Source organism: Mycobacterium intracellulare ATCC 13950 (assembly GCF_000277125.1).
Lineage (GTDB): Bacteria > Actinomycetota > Actinomycetes > Mycobacteriales > Mycobacteriaceae > Mycobacterium > Mycobacterium intracellulare.
This window is the reverse complement of record NC_016946.1, coordinates 874,560-891,631: the sequence shown is the minus strand read 5'-3', so window position 1 is coordinate 891,631 and position 17,072 is coordinate 874,560. Positions and strand designations below refer to the sequence as shown.

The window sequence follows — 17,072 nt, the reverse complement described above, 5'->3', positions numbered from 1 at the left end:
GATGGACTTGCCAAAAGATATAGCGATCGTCGGCAAGTTCCTGTCCACCCTTCCCGAGGACGACGACCACCCCTACCGGACGGGCCCGTGGCGTCCTCAGACCACCGAGTGGGACGCCGACGACCTGGCCGCGGTCGAGGGTGAGATCCCGGGCGACCTGGACGGCGTCTATCTGCGCAACACCGAGAACCCGCTGCACCCCGCGTTCAAGACCTATCACCCCTTCGACGGCGACGGCATGGTGCACGTGGTCGGCTTCCGCGATGGAAAGGCCTTCTACCGCAACCGTTTTATCCGCACCGACGGATTCCTGGCCGAGAGCGAGGCCAGCGGGCCGCTGTGGCCGGGGCTGGCCGAGCCCGTGCAACTGGCGCAGGGCCGGCAAGGCTGGGGCGCGCGAACGCGGATGAAGGACGCGTCGAGCACCGACGTCATCGTGCATCGCGGCGTCGCGCTGAGCAGTTTCTACCAGTGCGGCGACCTGTACCGAATCGACCCGTATTCGGGTGACACGCTCGGCAAGGAGTCCTGGAACGGGCGCTTCCCGACCGCGTGGGGCGTGTCCGCACACCCCAAGGTAGACAACGCAACCGGTGAACTGCTGTTCTTCAACTACAGCAAGCAAGACCCGTACATGCATTACGGTGTCGTCGACGAGCGCAACGAACTGACCCACTACGTCGACATCCCGCTGCCCGGTCCGCGCCTCTCCCACGACATGGCGTTCACCGAAAACTACGCAATTCTCAACGATTTCCCGTTGTTCTGGGATCCTCAGCTGCTCGAGCACGACGTGCACCTGCCGCGCTTCCACCCCGACATCCCGTCGCGGTTCGCGGTGATCCCGCGCCGCGGCGGGACCGAGGACATTCGCTGGTTCGAGGCCGACCCCACGTTCGTGCTGCACTTCACCAACGCCTACGAGGACGGCGACGAGATCGTGCTCGACGGCTTCTTCGAAGGCGACCCGTCCCCGCTCGATACCGGTGGAACCAAGTGGGACAAACTGTTCCGCTTCTTAGCCCTGGATCGCCTGCAGGCACGCCTGCACCGGTGGCACTTCAACCTGGTCACCGGCGAGGTGCGCGAAGAGCGGCTGTTCGAATCCGTCACCGAGTTCGGCACCATCAACCCCGGCTACGCGGCCGCCGACTACCGCTACGTCTATGCGGCCACGGGCAAGCCGGGTTGGTTCCTGTTCGACGGCCTGGTCAAACACGACCTGCGCACCGGAACCGAGGAGCGGTTCTCGTTCGGGGACGGCGTCTACGGCAGCGAGACCGCGATGGCACCGCGCGTCGGCGGCACCGGCGAAGACGACGGCTACCTGATCACGCTCACCACCGACATGAACACCGACGCCTCGTATTGCCTCGTGTTCGACGCCACCCGCCCCGGCGACGGGCCGGTGTGCAAACTCCCACTGCCGGAACGGATTTCCAGCGGCACCCACTCGACCTGGGCGCCCGGCTCCGAGCTGCGCCGCTGGGACACCGCCGAGTCCGCCGCGGACGCGATCGGACTGTGATGACCACCGACCAGCACAAGCACCACCGCACGACGCACTGGCCGCCGCAGTTGGCCCCCATCGGCGGCATCCGCTTCGCGCGCCGTTCCTCGCACTTCGCGGAAACGGTGCGGTTCTACCGCGACCTCGTCGGCCTGCCGCTCTATGAGACGTTCGAGGACAGCTACGGCAGCAACGGCGCGATCTTCGGGCTCCCCAGCTGGAACCTCACCATGGAGATCGTGCAGGCCGCCGACGACGTCGCGGTGGACCCCCATGAACAGCTCTGTCTTTATTTTCCGGACCCCAAAGCACAACGAGCCGCACTCGCGCGCCTGCACGACGCGGGCGTCGAACCCGTCGACCAGCACCCGTACTGGGCGGCCACGGGCGCGATCACCTATCGGGATCCCGACGGGCGCGAGATCGTATTCGCGCCCTTCGTGTTCGGCGTCAACGAGCCCGACACCAGCGCCGCTTCGGGGAAGCACGAGTTCCCGTCGGCGTGAGGGCTCAGCGCCGCGGCCGTCCCGAGGCCAACGCCGAGATCACCGCCACGATCGAGCACGCCGCAGCGCACACCGCGCCGCCCGCACCGACGTAGAGGCCGTATTCGGCCGACACCGGCGGGTTGACGTTGAGCTTGTAGTACCACACCGTCAGCGCCACGATCAACAGCGAAATCAGCAGCGCCGCAACCGAAGCGAGCTTCACCGACAATCCTCGGCCCATCATTGCGCCGGCCACCAGCAGCGTCGAGGCCAGCAGCACGATGAGCTGGCCGGCGCCGAACCCCGGGGGCAGTTCCAAGTTGCCGTGGGCGCCTCCGATGGCGTTGGCCCAGCCCCCGCCGTTGACCGCCGTCCTCAGCCACGGCAGCCACGCGCTGGCCGAAACCACCACGGCGAAAAACGCCACCAGCCAACCGGGGCGCAGTCGGCGAGTCATGGTAGCGAGGTTAACCGACTCCGCCGCCGGCCCGCGGCACCGAGCGTCGTCCTAGCGTGGCGGCGCTCGTCAGCTAGGTCTGCAGCGAGGACAGGTTGAACGGGGCGCCCGTCGGATCGGTCGCGGCGGCCAGCCGTCCATACGGGGTGTCCTCGGCGTCGCGCACCACCGCGCCGCCGTTGTCGACGATCACTCGCAGGGTCTTGTCGACGTCCTCGGCGCCGAAGAAGGTCACCCAGTTCGACGGGACGCCCTCGGGTAGCAGCGAGGCGCCGTCCATCACGCCGAGCAATTGCTCGTCGCCGAACCACGCTGTGGTGTAGCGGAATTCGTCGGTATCGGACTCGGATTCGGTACGCCAGCCGAGGACGTCGCGGTAGAAGTCGAGGGCCGCGCCGTAGTCGCGGGTGGTCAGCTGATGCCAGACGGGGGCGCCGGCCGCTCCGATGATCTCGAAACCGCGGTGCTGCAGCGGCTGCCACAAACCGAACGTCGCGCCGGCGGGGTCGGTCGCCAGGCCCATGTGGCCCTTGGCGGGCACCTCCATCGCCATGCAGACCGAACCGCCCGCCCCGGTCACCGCGGCCAGCGTGGTCTGGATGTCGGCGGTGTGGAAATAGGTAACCCAGCGGTCCGGCGCCTCGGCCCCGGCCCGGTTGGCCATGATCCCGGCGACGGGGTGGCCGCCCTTGGCTGCGTTGACATATCCGCCGTACTCGGGCCCGGCGGATTCGAACGTCCAGCCGAAGACCGTGCCGTAGAAATCCTGGGCGCGGGCGACGTCGGACGTGGTCAGATCGATCCAGCATGGGGCGCCCAGCGGGGCGCTGTCACGAATAGGCATGGTGACCTCCTGATGATGTGTCCCCGGAAAAAGGGTTCACACTATCGACCGCGCCCGAGGCGAAAACTCATCGGCGCGGGCGATCAGCGATGCCCGTTGCTGCTCGGATCGGGCCGGGTGAACACCGCCACGAAGTTCTCCAGCGACTGGTCGATATCGCCGCGCAGCGCGGCGGCGACGATCATGCCGATGGGGCCGAACAGCGCGGGGCCACCGAGGTGCACGTCGAAACTGACGAGGGAGCCGTCCCCTTTGGGCTGGATCTTGGCCATCAGCTTGACCTTGACCCCGCCGACTCCGTCGCCGTTGAGCGTCATGCCCTCGGGTGGCTTGTAGCGCACGACCGTCCATTTGATCCGGTTGGGCATGCCCTTGACCTCGACGATCGACTCGACGACCGAGCCCTTCTCGATCTCGTCGGGCAATGCGCTGCGCCACACCCGGTGGATGGTCAGCCAATCCTTGTACCGGGACAGGTCGGAGGCGTGCTGCCAGGCCACCTCGGGCGGCAGCGGGACATCGATGGATCCGGAAAGCTTGGCCATGGCTCAGTTCTGCTGGTCGCCCGTGTCCGCGGCGCCGGCCGCCTTCTTCGCCTGCTCCTGCACCTGGTGAATGGTGTCGGAGTATTTGCCCTGCGTCTTTTCGTCGACGAACTCGCCTGCCTTGTCGATGGCCGTCTCGACCTTGTCGGCGTTCTGCGACAACAGATCCTTGGCCTTGTCCAGGAATCCCATGTGCCCTCCCTTTTTCCGGCATCGTACTTGCCCGGTGAAACCGGCCGGCGCCGAGTTCGCTGTGCTCAGCGCCACAGCCGCGGCTGCACGCCCAGCATCCTGGCGCGGATCCACCACATGGCCTCGACCGCGGCGGCGCCCAGCAGACCGATCCCCAGCGCGATCGCGGTCACCGTGACATTGGACGGATCCAGCAGGAACTGCTTGCGGGCCAGGGGGAGGCTGAAGATCACCACATACGCCAGGCCCGAGACGATTACGAGCGCCACCCGCCACCACTGGTAGGGCCGTGCGACCACCGCGAGCACCCACAGGGCCGTCATGAGCAAGGTGATCAGGGCCGCGGTCGACGCCTGATCCTGTTGCTGGAAGCCGGCGTGCCGGCCGGGGTAGGCGGCCAGGTACGACGCGAAGGTCGCGGTGCCGACGATCAGCCCGGACGGCAGCGCCGAGCTCAGCACCCGGCGCACGAAACCGGGCTCGGCGCGCTCGTTGTTGGGCGCCAAGGACAGGATGAACGACGGTATTCCGATGGTGAACCACGCCGCGATGGTGACGTGGATCGGCTGGAACGGATACAGCAACGGATCGGCTTTCAACGCTTTGGAAAACAGGCATTCGATGCCCACCAACAACGCCAGCAGCACCGAGTACACCGTCTTGGTCAGGAACAGGTTGGCGACCCGCTCGATGTTGCCGATCACCCGCCGTCCCTCGCCGACCACGTACGGTAGCGTGGCAAACCTGTTGTCCAGCAACACTATCTGTGCGACGGCACGGGAAGCCGGGCTGCCGGCCCCCATCGCGACGCCGATATCGGCGTCCTTGAGGGCCAGCACGTCGTTGACGCCGTCGCCCGTCATCGCGACCGTGTGCCCGCGCGATTGCAGGGCGTGTACGACGGCGCGCTTCTGATCGGGACGCACCCGGCCGAAGGTGGTGTGGGTGTCCAGCGCGTCGGCCAATTGCGCGGGGTCTGAGGGGAGTTGGCGCGCATCCATCGTCTCGCCGCGCAACCCGAGCTTGTCGGCGACGGCGCCGACAGAAACGGCGTTGTCCCCGGACAACACCTTGACCGAAACACCCTGATCGGCAAAGTATTCCAGCGTCTCGCGGGCGTCGGGGCGGACCTTCTGTTCGAGCACCACCAGCGCGACCGGGGTGACGTCCCCCGGTGCGCTGGGGTGGTCGACGGCCACGTCGGCGGCGCCCACCAGCAGGACCCGCAAGCCTTGCGCCCCGATCCGCTCGGCCTGTTCGGCCGCCGCCGACGCCGGCTCGAGCAACACGTCGGCCGCCCCCATCACCCAGTCGCCGTGCCCTTCGAAGGACACCCCGCTCCACTTGGTGGCGGACTTGAAAGGTGCTGTCGCCGTGGCGGTCCAGCCCGGCGACTCGTGATAGGTCTCGGCGATCGCGCGCACGCTCGCGTTGGGTCGCGGGTCGGCGGCGGCCAACGCCGCCAGCACGTCGCCGATGCGATCGCGGTGCGCGGCCTCGTCGAGCTCGTCCACCCGGGCGACCCGCATGCCGCTTTCGGTCAGGGTGCCCGTCTTGTCGGCGCAGACCACGTCGACCCGCGCGAGCCCCTCGATGGCGGGCAGCTCCTGCACCAGGCAGCGGCGCTGGCCCAGCCGGACCACCCCGACCGCGAACGCGACCGACGTCAGCAGCACCAGCCCTTCGGGCACCATCGGCACCAGGGCGCCCACCGTCCGCAGCACGGACTCCTGCCAGCCCGCGTGCGTGGTGAACAGCTGGGTGTAGATCGTCAGCAGGCCGGCCGGCACCAGAAGGTAGGTGATGAACTGCAGGATGCGGTTGATGCCGTTGCGCAGTTCGGATTTCACCAATGTGAACTTGCTGGCTTCCTCGGCGAGTTTGGCCGCGTAGGCGTCCGGGCCGACCTTGGTGGCGCGGTAGGCGCCGGCGCCCGCAACGACGAAACTGCCCGACATCACCGCGTCGCCGACGGCCTTGGCGATCGGGTCGGCCTCACCGGTCAGCAGTGACTCGTCGACCTCCAGGTTCGCCTCTTCGATGATCTCTCCGTCGACGACGACCTGATCGCCGGGCCCGAGCTCGATGATGTCGTCGAGCACCACCTCCTCGGGCGGGACCGCACGCGTCCCGGATTGCCTGCGCACCACGGGTTTCGCCTGACCCACGATCGCGAGCTTGTCCAGCGTCTGCTTGGCCCGGATCTCCTGGACCATGCCGACGACGCTGTTGGCGATGATCAACAGTCCGAACATCCCGTTGATCAGCGAGCCGGTCGCCAGCACGATCAGCAGCAACACTCCCAGGATCGCGTTGATCCGGGTGAACACGTTCGCCCGCACGATATCGGTGATGCTGCGCGTCGCCCGTTTCCGCACGGCGTTGCTCTGGCCGTCGGCGACCCGCTGCGCCACCTCGGCGTCGGTCAGGCCGGTGATCAGTGAGGAGCTCATCGGGTGAAGGTCCCCAGCTTCTCGGTGTCGTAGTACTCCAGATTCAGGGTGTCGTTCGAGAAGACCGCTTTGGAAATCGTTCCGGGTGGGGCGTTTTCGTCGGTCAGCGGGAAGGTGAAGGTGTCGCCGTCCCAATGGGTGAGGGCGACCGTGTGGTTTTTCGGGCCCATCGCCAAGTGCAGGGCGCCGTCGTGTTCGGTCACGACGGCCGGACCCCAGTAGTCGCTGGCGTAGACGCCGGCATAGTCGCGAAGCGGCTTGGCCGGCGCGGGATTGGGCGGGGGTTGCTTGCCGACCAGCGAGCCCACCGGATTGTTCAGCCAGCCGATCGCCTTCTGGTACAAGGGACCCCAGTCCTCGCGGATCTGGCCGTATTGGACGAGGTCCATGAATTCGGCGGTCAGGGTTTCCGGGATGCCGTAGGGCGCGCCGTTGGTCAGCGCGATGATGCCCACGTCTTCCGAGGGCATCACCACGAAGTTCGTCGCCGCCCCCAAAGCGAAAGCGCCGGAATGGCTGTATTCGGTGCGGCCCGAGGAATCGACCGACGCGTTGAAACCGTATCCGTAGAACCCGGTGCGCGCCTTGGGCGTCGTCGCGGGTGTCGACACCGTCTGCGGACTGATGGCCGGCAACAGGTCTTCCGGCGCGGCGATCCGCCGCCCGTCGTGAGTCCCGTTGCCCAGCAACATCATCAGCCAACGGGCCATGTCGTTGACCGATGAGCTGACGCCGCCCGCGGGTGACTGGGGATCGGGGTCACGCTGGAAGCGGGACTCCCACTTGTCGGCGACCTTGACGTGATTGACCGCGTGGTTGGGCCGGGCGAGGAAGTCGGCGAAGCGTGAGCTCGTCGACGTCATGTTTAGCGGGCGGTAGAGCGCCTCGTCGGACAGGTCCTCCCATGACTTGCCGGCCGCGGCCGCCACGGCCTCCGCGCCGGCGGTGATCCCATAGTTGGTGTAGGCGTAGCTGATCCGGAAGGGTGCCAGCGGCAGATACCTGAGTCGCTCGAGGGTCTGACGACGGTCGTAGCCCAGGTCTTCGAGTTTGTCGCCCGCGTGATCGGGCAGCCCGGAGCGATGCGAATACACGTCGGCGACGGTCACATGGCTGCTGACATAGGGATCGCCGAGCGTGAACCAGGGCAACTTGGCGGCCACGGGGGTGTCCCAGGCGACGACGTGATCGCTGACCTCGTGCGCGATCACCGTCGCGCCAACCGATTTGGACACCGAGGCCAGCTGGAAGACGGTGTCGGCGTCCACCTTGTTGCCTTGCCCCTCGCCCTTGCTCACATCCTTGACACCGAAGCCCTTGGCGTACAACACTTTCCCGCCGTGGACAACGGCGACCGCCATTCCCGGCACGCCGGTGTTCTTCATCAGGTCGCCGACCAGGCCGTCGATCTTGGCGACGGCATCGTCGATGCGGCCGGCAGGAATCGCCACGCCGGCCACTTGGTTGGGCGGGACGTCAGACAGTGTGGACGGGGCCCCGGCGGTCGGCTGCGCGGAGCCGCATCCCGTCAATCCGAGCAGCACCGAGATGGCAGCGACCGCGCGTTTGGTCATGGCGCACTCTAACGCGGTGGGGTTGCCGGACTCGCGAATCAGAGCTGCCACCACGGGTTCGATTTCACCGGGGCCGCGAGATCAATGCGCTGGCCCGGCACCGGAACCGCCACGTTCACCTGCTCGGGCTCCGCGGCGACGAGCAGCCGCTCGACCGGTTCGGCCCACGGGTGCGGGGCCAACCGGAAGGTGCCCCAGTGGATCGGCACCAACAGCCCCCCGTCAGTGACGTCCAGGTGCGCCCGCAGCGCCTCCTCGGGGTTCATGTGCACGTCAGGCCACGCCGTGTTGTACGCCCCGATGGGCAGCAGGGTCAGGTCGAACGGTCCGTGGTCGGCGCCGATCTGGGCGAAGCTCTTCGTGTACCCGGTGTCGCCGCCGAAGTACGCGCGATGGGTCGGCCCGCGAAAGACCCACGACGCCCACAGCGTCGTGTTGCGATCCAGGAAGCGCCCCGAAAAATGCCGCGCCGGCACGCACACCACGGTGAGCTCGTCGACCGTCGCGCTCTGGTGCCAATCGAGCTCGACGATGCGGTGCTCGGGTATCCCCCACCTGCGCAGGTGGGCGCCGACACCGAGCGGAACGAAGAACGGGGACCGCTGCGTGCGGGCCAACGTCCGAATCGTGTCGATGTCGAGGTGGTCGTAGTGATCGTGGCTGATCACCACCGCGTCGACGGCGGGCAACCCCTCGAGTTGAATCGGCGGCGGGTGCAGCCGCTGCGGCCCGACGACGTCCGACGGCGAACACCGGTCGCTCCACACCGGATCGGTGAGCACCCGGTAGCCGTCGATTTCCACCAGCGCCGTGGAGTGGCCGAACCAGCTGACGGCCAGCCCGCTCGGATCCGCGCGGAAGACCCCGGGGGCCGTCAGCGGGATCGGCCCGCGCGGCCGGCTTCCACCCCGGTTGCCCACCAGCTCCCACGCGATGAGCCGCAGTTGCTCGCGGTCCATCTTGGTTTCCGAGGCGGGCTCGAGGTTGACGAAGACGCCGTCGCGACAGTTCGGGGACCCCGCGGTCGCCGCGGCGATCGATGCGGGGTGGGCGCCGAGGGCGTCCGGCGCGCCGTGCAGCGCGCGCAGCAGCCAACCCCCGCCCGCCAGCGACGCCGTGCCGGCGATCAGCCGTAGCGTCCCCCGCATGGCTCGTCAGGCCCCCTGGAACTTCGGTGGCCGCTTCTCGATACGCGCGACCTGGGCCTCGATGACGTCCTGGCTGCCCCACGCCTTGTCGAAAAGCTCCTTGTGCACCGGGCCGGCCTCCTCGATGGCGCCGTCGTCGTTGAGCACCCGCTTGGCGTGCTGGATCGCCAGCGGGGCCAGGCCGGCGATCTCGGCGGCCCAGGCCTGGGCGTCGGACAGCGTCCCGATGCGGTTGGCCATCCCGGTCTGCAGGGCCACGTCGGCTGTCAGCTTTTCGGCGGCCAGCAGCATCGCGCGGGCCCGGCCGTGACCGACCAGTGAAGCCAGGCGCCGGATGCTCCAGTTGTCAAGGGCCAGACCGTATTTCGATGTGGGGAATTGGAAGAAGGCGTCCGGCGCGACGACCCGGAGATCGCATTGCATGGCCAGCTGCAGGCCCGCGCCGATGGCCGGGCCGTTGATGGCGCCGATCACCGGGATGAGGGTGGCGTCCAAGACCCTGTGCAGCTCGATGAGGCGGTCGGGATAGTCGGCGGCGAATGCGTCACCACTCAGGTCCGCGCCGGCGCAGAACACCGTGCCCTGCCCGGTCAGCACGATCGCCCGGGTGGAGCCGTCGCCCGCCTTCAGCACCGCCTCGCGCAGCTCCTCGACGAGCTGGGAATTCAAGGCGTTGCGGCGCTCGGGGCGCTGCAACTCGATGGTCAAAACTGCTTCGGCCTGGCTGACACCGATCATGGCAGCCACCCTATATAGCCTCGTCACGTGAGTCGTATCACGGCTGGTCAACTACGCGACGCGGTCCTGGACGAGAATTCCTTCATCCGCTGGGACAGCGAGCCGCTCGCCGTGCCGGCCAGCGCCGCCTATGCGCGAGAGCTGGCCGATGCCCGCGCTGCGACGGGCCTGGACGAATCCGTGCTGACCGGCGAAGGGCGCATCTTCGGGCGCCGGGTCGCGGTGGTGGTCTGCGAATTCGGCTTTCTGGGTGGCTCGATCGGGGTGGCCGCCGCCGAACGGATCACCGCGGCGGTGCAGCGGGCGACCGCCGAGGGGCTGCCGCTACTGGCCTCGCCGAGCTCCGGCGGCACCCGCATGCAAGAGGGCACGGTCGCGTTCCTGCAGATGGTGAAGATCGCCGCGGCCGTCCGGCTGCACACCCGGGCTCACCTGCCCTACCTGGTCTATCTGCGCAATCCGACCACCGGTGGGGTCTTCGCGTCGTGGGGCTCGCTGGGCCACGTCACGCTCGCCGAACCGGGCGCGTTGATCGGCTTCCTCGGACCTCGCGTGTACCAGCTGCTCTACGGCGAACCGTTCCCCGAGGGCGTCCAGACCGCGGAGAACCTGCAGCGGCACGGCGTGATCGACGACGTCATCCCGCTCGACGAGCTGCGCCCGACGCTGGACCGAGCGATGACCGTCATCGCCGACCCGCCCGGGCCGCTGCCCACGCCGCCACCACCCGAACCGACACCCGACGTCGCAGCGTGGGATTCGGTGGTGGCATCGCGGCGTCCGGACCGGCCGGGCGTCGGACTTCTGTTGCGGCACGGCGCAACCGACCAGGTGCTGTTGTCGGGGACCGGCCGGGGAGAGGCGGCGACGACGTTGTTGGCGCTGGCCCGATTCGCCGGTCAGCCGGTGGTGGTGCTCGGCCAGCGGCGGATAGCGGGCGGCCGGGCGAGCACCGTGGGCCCCGCGTCGTTGCGCGAGGCCCGGCGCGGCATGGCGCTGGCCGCCGAGTTGCGCCTGCCGCTGGTGCTGGTGATCGACACGGCGGGGCCGGCGCTGTCGGCCGACGCCGAACAGGGCGGGCTCGCCGGGCAGATCGCCCAGTGCCTGGCCGAGCTGGTGACCCTGGACACCCCGACGGTCTCCGTGCTGCTGGGCCAGGGCAGCGGCGGGCCGGCGCTGGCGATGGTGCCGGCCGATCGGGTGTTGGCCGCGCTGCACGGCTGGCTGGCGCCGCTACCGCCGGAAGGCGCGAGCGCGATCGTCTTCCGCGACACCGATCACGCCGCCGAACTTGCCGCCGCACAAGGCATTCGGTCGACCGACCTGTTGGCGTCCGGGATCGTCGACGTCGTCGTCGCGGAACATCCCGATGCCGCCGACGAGCCCGTCGAGTTCTCGCGGCGACTGTCCCGCGCCATCGCCGCCGAGGTGCAGGCGCTGCGCGGGATACCCGCCTCCGAGCGGCTGGCCGCCCGGCTGCAGCGCTACCGCAACATCGGTCTGCCCTGAAACGCTCGCGACGGTGGTGCCTCCCGCATCCATAGGCGGCAATCAGGCAAGATGGGCGGCATGGACACAGGAGCTAGCTCACCTCGGGTCTTGGTCGTCGACGACGACTCCGATGTGCTCGCGTCGCTGGAACGTGGCCTGCGCCTGTCCGGGTTCGAGGTGTCGACCGCGGTCGACGGCGCCGAGGCGTTGCGCAGCGCCACCGAAACGCGGCCGGACGCGATCGTGCTCGACATCAACATGCCGGTGCTGGACGGGGTCAGCGTCGTCACCGCGCTGCGCGCCATGGACAACGACGTCCCGGTCTGCGTGCTCTCCGCCCGCAGCTCGGTCGACGACCGGGTGGCGGGCCTGGAGGCCGGCGCCGACGATTACCTGGTCAAACCGTTCGTGCTGGCCGAGCTGGTCGCGCGGGTCAAAGCGCTGCTGCGCCGCCGCGGCGCCACCGCAACCTCCTCGTCGGAGACCATCACGGTGGGACCGCTGGAAGTCGACATCCCCGGCCGGCGGGCCCGCGTCAACGGCGTCGACGTCGACCTGACCAAGCGGGAATTCGACCTGCTGGCGGTGCTGGCCGAACACAAGACCGCGGTCCTGTCCCGCGCGCAGCTACTCGAGCTGGTGTGGGGCTATGACTTCGCCGCCGACACCAACGTCGTCGACGTCTTCATCGGATACCTGCGCCGCAAGCTCGAGGCCCACGGCGGGCCCCGGCTGCTGCACACCGTGCGCGGAGTGGGATTCGTGCTGCGCATGCAGTAACCCGGTCGAGCGGCCATGAACTTCCTGTCCCGGATCCTGACCCGTACGCCGTCGCTACGGGCCCGGGTCGCGGTCGCGACGGCGATCGGCACCGCGATCGTGGTGGTGATCGCGGGGGCGGTCGTGTGGTTCGGCATCACCAGCGCCTGGAAGGAGCGGCTGGACCGCCGCCTGGACGAGGCGGCCGGTTTCGCCATCCCCTTCCTGCCCCGGGGCCTCGACGACATCCCGCGCGCACCCCACGACCAGGACACCGTGATCACCGTCCGGCGCGACGGCCAGGTCAAGTCCAACTCGGACGTCACACTGCCGCCGCTGGAGGTGGGGTATGCAGACACCTACATCAACGGGGTGCGCTATCGCGTCCGAACCTTGGAGGTCGCCACGCCGCAGCCGGCGACGGTGGCAGTGGGCGCGACGTACTACGACACGATCGCCCAGACCAACAACCTGCATCGCCGGGTGATCCTGATCTGTGCGCTGTCGATCGGCGCGGCGGCGGTGTTCGCTTGGCTCCTGGCGGCTTTCGCGGTGCGGCCGTTCAAACGCCTGGCCCAGCAAGCCCGTTCGATCGACGCCGACGAACGGCCGCAAGTGGCGGTGCGCGGTGCCACCGAGGCGGTCGAGATCGCCGAGGCCATGCGGGGCATGCTGCAGCGCATCTGGACCGAGCAGGACCGGACCAAGGATGCGCTCGCGTCTGCGCGCGACTTCGCCGCCGTGTCCTCGCACGAGCTGCGCACCCCCCTGACCGCGATGCGCACCAACCTCGAAGTGCTCTCCACCCTGGACATGCCGGACGAACAACGCAAAGAGGTGCTGGGCGACGTCATCCGCACGCAGTCGCGCATCGAGGCCACGCTGACCGCCCTCGAGCGCCTGGCCCAGGGCGAGCTGTCGACGTCCGACGATCACGTGCCGGTCGACATCACCGAGCTGCTCGACCGCGCCGCCCACGACGCCACCCGCGTCTACCCCGGGGTCGACGTCTCACTGGTGCCCTCGCCCACCTGCATCATCGTCGGGCTGCCGGCCGGGTTGCGCCTCGCGGTCGACAACGCGATCGCCAATGCCGTCAAGCATGGCGGCGCCACCCGCGTCGAGCTGTCGGCGGTCAGCTCCCGCGCCGGCGTGGAGATCGCCATCGACGACAACGGGCGCGGCGTCCCGGAGGACGAGCGCCAGGTGGTGTTCGCGCGGTTCTCCCGCGGATCGACGGCCTCGCATTCCGGGTCGGGCCTGGGATTGGCCTTGGTAGCCCAGCAGGCCGAGCTGCACGGCGGGACTGCCGAGCTGGAAAGCAGCCCGCTGGGCGGTGCGCGGCTGGTGCTGCGACTACCCGGACCCAGTTAGCCGCGGGCCGTCGGCGGCTATCCGCCCCCTCCCGAGTCGGGCAGACTGGAGCGATGGCCAACGGCAGCAAACCCACCGACAACGACACCCTGGCACACATCCGCGAACTGGTCGCCGAAGAAAAAGCGCTGCGGGCCCAACTGCAGCGCGGTGACATCGACACGTCGGAGGAACATGACCGCCTTCGGCGCATGGAGATCGAACTCGACCAGTGCTGGGATCTGCTGCGGCAGCGCCGGGCGCTACGCGAGAGCGGCGGCGACCCGCGCGAGGCGGAGGTGCGGCCGCCCGACGAGGTCGAGGGCTACCTGAGCTGAGCGGCCACGCGGACGCCGACGACGCGGTGGACGTCGCCGTCGTCGGGGGCGGGCACAACGGCCTCGTCGCGGCGGCCTACCTCGCCCGGGCCGGCCTGCGGGTGCGCCTGCTGGAACGGCTGGAACAGACCGGCGGCGCCGCGATCTCGGCGCAACCCTTCGACGGGGTCGGCGTCCGGCTGTCGCGCTACTCCTACCTGGTCAGCCTGCTACCGAGCCGCATCGTCGAGGACCTGGGCGCCGGGATTCGCCTGGCCCGGCGTCCCTATTCGTCGTACACGCCCGACCCCGCCACCGGCGGCCGCAGCGGGCTGCTGATCGGGGCGCCCGGTAACACCTTCGCCGCCATCGGCGCGGCCAACGACGCCCAGGGCTTCGCGGACTTCTACCAGCGCTGCCGGCTGGTGACCGAGCGGCTGTGGCCGACGCTGCTCGAACCGCTACGCAGCCGCGAGCAGGCCCGCCGCCACGTACTGGAAAGCAACGACCGCCGCGCGGCGGCCGCCTGGGAAGCCCTGATCGAGGAACCGGTCGGCGAGGCCATCACCGACGCGGTGGGCAACGACCTGGTTCGCGGGGTGATGGCCACCGACGCCCTCATCGGCACCTTCGCGCGCCTCGACGATGAGTCGTTGACGCAGAACGTCTGCTTCCTGTACCACGTGCTCGGCGGCGGCACCGGGGACTGGGACGTCCCGATCGGCGGGATGGGCGCGCTGACCACCGCCCTGGCCGCGGCCGCCGTCGGCCACGGCGCCGAAATCATCAGCGGCGCAGAGGTTTACGCGCTCGACCCGAGCGGCGAAGTGCGCTATCGCAGCGGCGGCCATGAGCGCCGGGTCCGGGCCCGGTTCGTCCTCGCCGGCGTCACGCCCACCGTGCTGGCCGGGCTGCTCGGCGACGAACCGCCACCGGCGGACGGCGGCGCGCAGGTCAAGGTGAACATGGTGCTGCGGCGCCTGCCGCGCCTACGCGACCGGGGCGTCACGCCCGAACAGGCCTTCGCCGGCACGTTCCACGCCAACGAGACCTGGACGCAACTGGATACGGCCTATACCCAGGCGGCCGCGGGGCAACCGCCGAATCCCCTGCCGTGCGAAGCGTATTGCCACTCCCTGACCGATCCCAGCATCCTGTCCGATGACCAGCACCGCTCGGGCGTCCAGACGATGACGGTGTTCGGCCTGCACACCCCGCACGCGCTGTTCGGCGACGCCGACCCGGACGCGCTGCGCGAGCGGCTCACCGAGAAGGTGCTGGGATCGCTGAATGCTGTTCTGGCCGAACCGATTCAAGAACTGCTGCTGCACGATGCGCAGGGGCGCCCGTGCATCGAGACGACGACCACATCAGATCTCGAGCGCACCCTCGGCATGAGCGGCGGCAACATTTTCCACGGCGGGCTGTCGTGGCCGTTCGCCGATGACGACGATCCGCTGGACACCCCGGCGAGGCAGTGGGGCGTGGCCACCGCTCACGAACGAATCATGTTGTGCGGCTCGGGCGCTCGCCGCGGTGGGGCGGTGTCGGGCATCGGCGGGCACAACGCGGCGATGGCAGTGCTCGCCTCCCTCGCGACCAGGCAGAGAATCGCGTAAATCCCGCCGCCCGCAGGCGATTCTGCGTCTGCTCGGCAGGAAACTAGCGCGCGTCGATCGTCGCGTAGTCGCGCTCGGTGTAGCCGGTGTAGATCTGGCGCGGACGGCCGATCTTGCTGTCGCCCTCGTCGTGCATCTCACGCCAGTGCGCGATCCAGCCGGGCATCCGGCCCAGCGCGAACAGCACGGTGAACATCCGGGTCGGGAACCCGAGGGCGCGGTAGATCAGGCCGGTGTAGAAGTCGACGTTGGGGTACAGCTTGCGTTCGACGAAGTAGTCGTCGGTCAGCGCCGCCTCTTCGAGCTCCTTGGCGATGCTGAGCAGGTCGTCGTCGCCGCCGAGCTTGGCCAGGATCTTGTCCGCCTGCTCCTTGACGATGCGGGCCCGCGGGTCGTAGTTCTTGTAGACGCGGTGGCCGAAGCCCATCAGCTTGACGCCGGCCTCGCGGTTCTTCACCTTGCGGACGAATTCACTGACGTTGTCGTCGCTTTCGCGAATCTGCTCGAGCATCTCGAGGACCGCCTGGTTGGCGCCGCCGTGCAGCGGGCCCCACAGCGCGTTGATCCCACCGGAAACGGAGGTGAACAGGTTCGCCTGCGACGACCCGACCAGCCGCACCGTCGACGTCGAGCAGTTCTGTTCGTGGTCGGCGTGCAGGATGAGCAGCATGTCCAGCGCCCGGATGATCTCGGGGTCCGCCTGGTACGGCTCGGCCGGTAGGCCGAACGTCATGCGCAGGAAGTTCTCCACCAGGGTCAGCGAGTTGTCCGGGTAGAGGAACGGCTGACCGACCGACTTCTTGTATGCGTAGGCGGCGATGGTCGGCAGCTTGGCCAACAGCCGGATGGTGGACAACTCGACCTGCTCGTTGTCGGTCGGGTCGAGGGAATCCGGGTAGTACGCCGAGAGCGCGTTGACCGCGCTGGACAGCACCGGCATCGGGTGGGCGTTGCGCGGAAATCCGTCGAAGAACCGCTTCAGGTCCTCGTGCAGCATGGTGTGCAGCTGAATCCGCTTGGTGAACTCGGCCAGCTGCTCCTTGCTGGGCAGCTCACCGTAGATCAGGAGGTAGCTCACCTCGATGAAGGTCGACTTCTCGGCCAGTTGCTCGATCGGGTAGCCGCGGTAACGCAGGATTCCGGCGTCGCCGTCGATGTAGGTGATGGAGCTCTTGCACGACGCGGTGTTGACGAAGCCGTTGTCGAACGTGGTGTAGCCGGTCTTGGACAACAGCGAGCCCAGCGCGATGCCGTCGGCGCCTTCGGTGGCGCTGACGATCTCCAGGTCGGTCTCACCGCCCGGGTACTTCAGAGTGGCGGTGTCGTCGGTGTCGGCCACGAGAACCCCTTCGTGCTTCCGGCTGATATGGCTGCCCCTGACTTGGTGCTTACAGCTGAAGGTAGTCGTTATCGCGACGAGGCGCCCGTCCGGGGTCGGGTCTGGGAACCTTCCTTAAGCTTTCATCAGGTAGCGCGGTGACGATCCCGGCAGCTCGTGTCTTTCGCCGCTGCGCGCCCGGCGGTCGGCGACGCGTGCCGCGCGGATCCGGCGTGGCGCGGGCCACAACAGGTACGGCGTACCGC

Annotated in this window: 16 protein-coding genes; 7 read left to right on the top strand and 9 right to left on the bottom strand. The window is 68.7% G+C overall.

What is annotated here, in order from left to right; all coding sequences use genetic code 11:
- Position 1: 1 nt before the first annotated feature.
- Together OCU_RS29490 and OCU_RS29485 are read left to right on the top strand one after the other, a co-directional pair.
- A complete protein-coding gene (locus OCU_RS29490; protein WP_014379255.1) occupies positions 2 to 1,528 on the top strand; it encodes a carotenoid oxygenase family protein in 1,527 nt (508 codons plus the stop codon).
- The gene (locus OCU_RS29485) at positions 1,528 to 2,016 is read left to right on the top strand and encodes a VOC family protein (protein WP_036458243.1); all 489 of its coding nucleotides are present in this window, start codon (positions 1,528 to 1,530) and stop codon (positions 2,014 to 2,016) included. Before OCU_RS29490 ends, OCU_RS29485 begins: the two co-directional genes overlap by 1 nt.
- Before the next feature lie 4 nt (positions 2,017 to 2,020).
- Here the strand turns inward: OCU_RS29485 and OCU_RS29480 are convergent, their stop codons facing one another.
- The 8 genes from OCU_RS29480 to OCU_RS29445 all read right to left on the bottom strand — a co-directional run bounded on the left by OCU_RS29480 (position 2,021) and on the right by OCU_RS29445 (position 9,949).
- Positions 2,021 to 2,455: a hypothetical protein gene (locus tag OCU_RS29480; RefSeq protein WP_008253914.1), complete on the bottom strand. Its 435-nt coding sequence runs from the start codon at positions 2,453 to 2,455 to the stop codon at positions 2,021 to 2,023.
- Between the two features lie 73 nt (positions 2,456 to 2,528).
- A complete protein-coding gene (locus tag OCU_RS29475) occupies positions 2,529 to 3,299 on the bottom strand; it encodes a VOC family protein (protein WP_014379253.1) in 771 nt (256 codons plus the stop codon).
- Positions 3,300 to 3,382: 83 nt separating this feature from the next.
- Positions 3,383 to 3,844, bottom strand: a complete 462-nt coding sequence (locus OCU_RS29470) for a type II toxin-antitoxin system Rv0910 family toxin (RefSeq protein WP_014379252.1) — start codon at positions 3,842 to 3,844, stop codon at positions 3,383 to 3,385.
- A 3-nt stretch (positions 3,845 to 3,847) separates the two neighbouring features.
- Entirely contained in the window at positions 3,848 to 4,036 is a 189-nt protein-coding gene (locus OCU_RS29465) for an antitoxin (RefSeq protein WP_009957321.1), read from the bottom strand.
- 65 nt (positions 4,037 to 4,101) lie between these two features.
- Positions 4,102 to 6,489 carry a cation-translocating P-type ATPase gene (locus OCU_RS29460; RefSeq protein WP_014379251.1) on the bottom strand — a complete coding sequence of 796 codons (2,388 nt, stop codon included), beginning with the start codon at positions 6,487 to 6,489 and terminating at the stop codon, positions 4,102 to 4,104.
- A complete protein-coding gene (locus tag OCU_RS29455; protein WP_014379250.1) occupies positions 6,486 to 8,063 on the bottom strand; it encodes a serine hydrolase in 1,578 nt (525 codons plus the stop codon). The genes OCU_RS29460 and OCU_RS29455 overlap by 4 nt, the downstream gene beginning before the upstream one ends.
- 38 nt (positions 8,064 to 8,101) lie before the next feature.
- Entirely contained in the window at positions 8,102 to 9,211 is a 1,110-nt protein-coding gene (locus tag OCU_RS29450) for an MBL fold metallo-hydrolase (protein ID WP_014379249.1), read from the bottom strand.
- A gap of 6 nt (positions 9,212 to 9,217) precedes the next feature.
- Complete coding sequence (locus tag OCU_RS29445) at positions 9,218 to 9,949, bottom strand: enoyl-CoA hydratase (RefSeq protein ID WP_009957316.1); 732 nt, start codon at positions 9,947 to 9,949, stop codon at positions 9,218 to 9,220.
- A 27-nt stretch (positions 9,950 to 9,976) separates the two neighbouring features.
- Here OCU_RS29445 and OCU_RS29440 point away from each other — a divergent pair, with 27 nt between their 5' ends.
- From OCU_RS29440 to OCU_RS29420, 5 genes are read left to right on the top strand one after another with little or no spacing between them, the layout of a single operon-like run.
- On the top strand, positions 9,977 to 11,458 hold the full coding sequence (locus OCU_RS29440) for an acetyl-coenzyme A carboxylase carboxyl transferase subunits beta/alpha (protein ID WP_014379248.1): 1,482 nt from the start codon (positions 9,977 to 9,979) through the stop codon (positions 11,456 to 11,458).
- A gap of 51 nt (positions 11,459 to 11,509) precedes the next feature.
- The gene (gene prrA, locus OCU_RS29435) at positions 11,510 to 12,220 is read left to right on the top strand and encodes a two-component system response regulator PrrA (RefSeq protein ID WP_008253900.1); all 711 of its coding nucleotides are present in this window, start codon (positions 11,510 to 11,512) and stop codon (positions 12,218 to 12,220) included.
- Positions 12,221 to 12,235: 15 nt separating this feature from the next.
- Complete coding sequence (locus OCU_RS29430) at positions 12,236 to 13,573, top strand: sensor histidine kinase (protein WP_008253899.1); 1,338 nt, start codon at positions 12,236 to 12,238, stop codon at positions 13,571 to 13,573.
- Positions 13,574 to 13,626: 53 nt separating this feature from the next.
- Positions 13,627 to 13,890: a DUF2630 family protein gene (locus OCU_RS29425; protein WP_008253898.1), complete on the top strand. Its 264-nt coding sequence runs from the start codon at positions 13,627 to 13,629 to the stop codon at positions 13,888 to 13,890.
- 26 nt (positions 13,891 to 13,916) lie between these two features.
- Positions 13,917 to 15,488, top strand: a complete 1,572-nt coding sequence (locus OCU_RS29420) for a phytoene desaturase family protein (RefSeq protein ID WP_014379247.1) — start codon at positions 13,917 to 13,919, stop codon at positions 15,486 to 15,488.
- A gap of 43 nt (positions 15,489 to 15,531) precedes the next feature.
- On the opposite strand, the gene OCU_RS29415 is transcribed toward OCU_RS29420, so the two are convergent.
- Positions 15,532 to 16,827 carry a citrate synthase gene (locus tag OCU_RS29415; protein ID WP_008253896.1) on the bottom strand — a complete coding sequence of 432 codons (1,296 nt, stop codon included), beginning with the start codon at positions 16,825 to 16,827 and terminating at the stop codon, positions 15,532 to 15,534.
- Positions 16,828 to 17,072 lie beyond the last annotated feature (245 nt).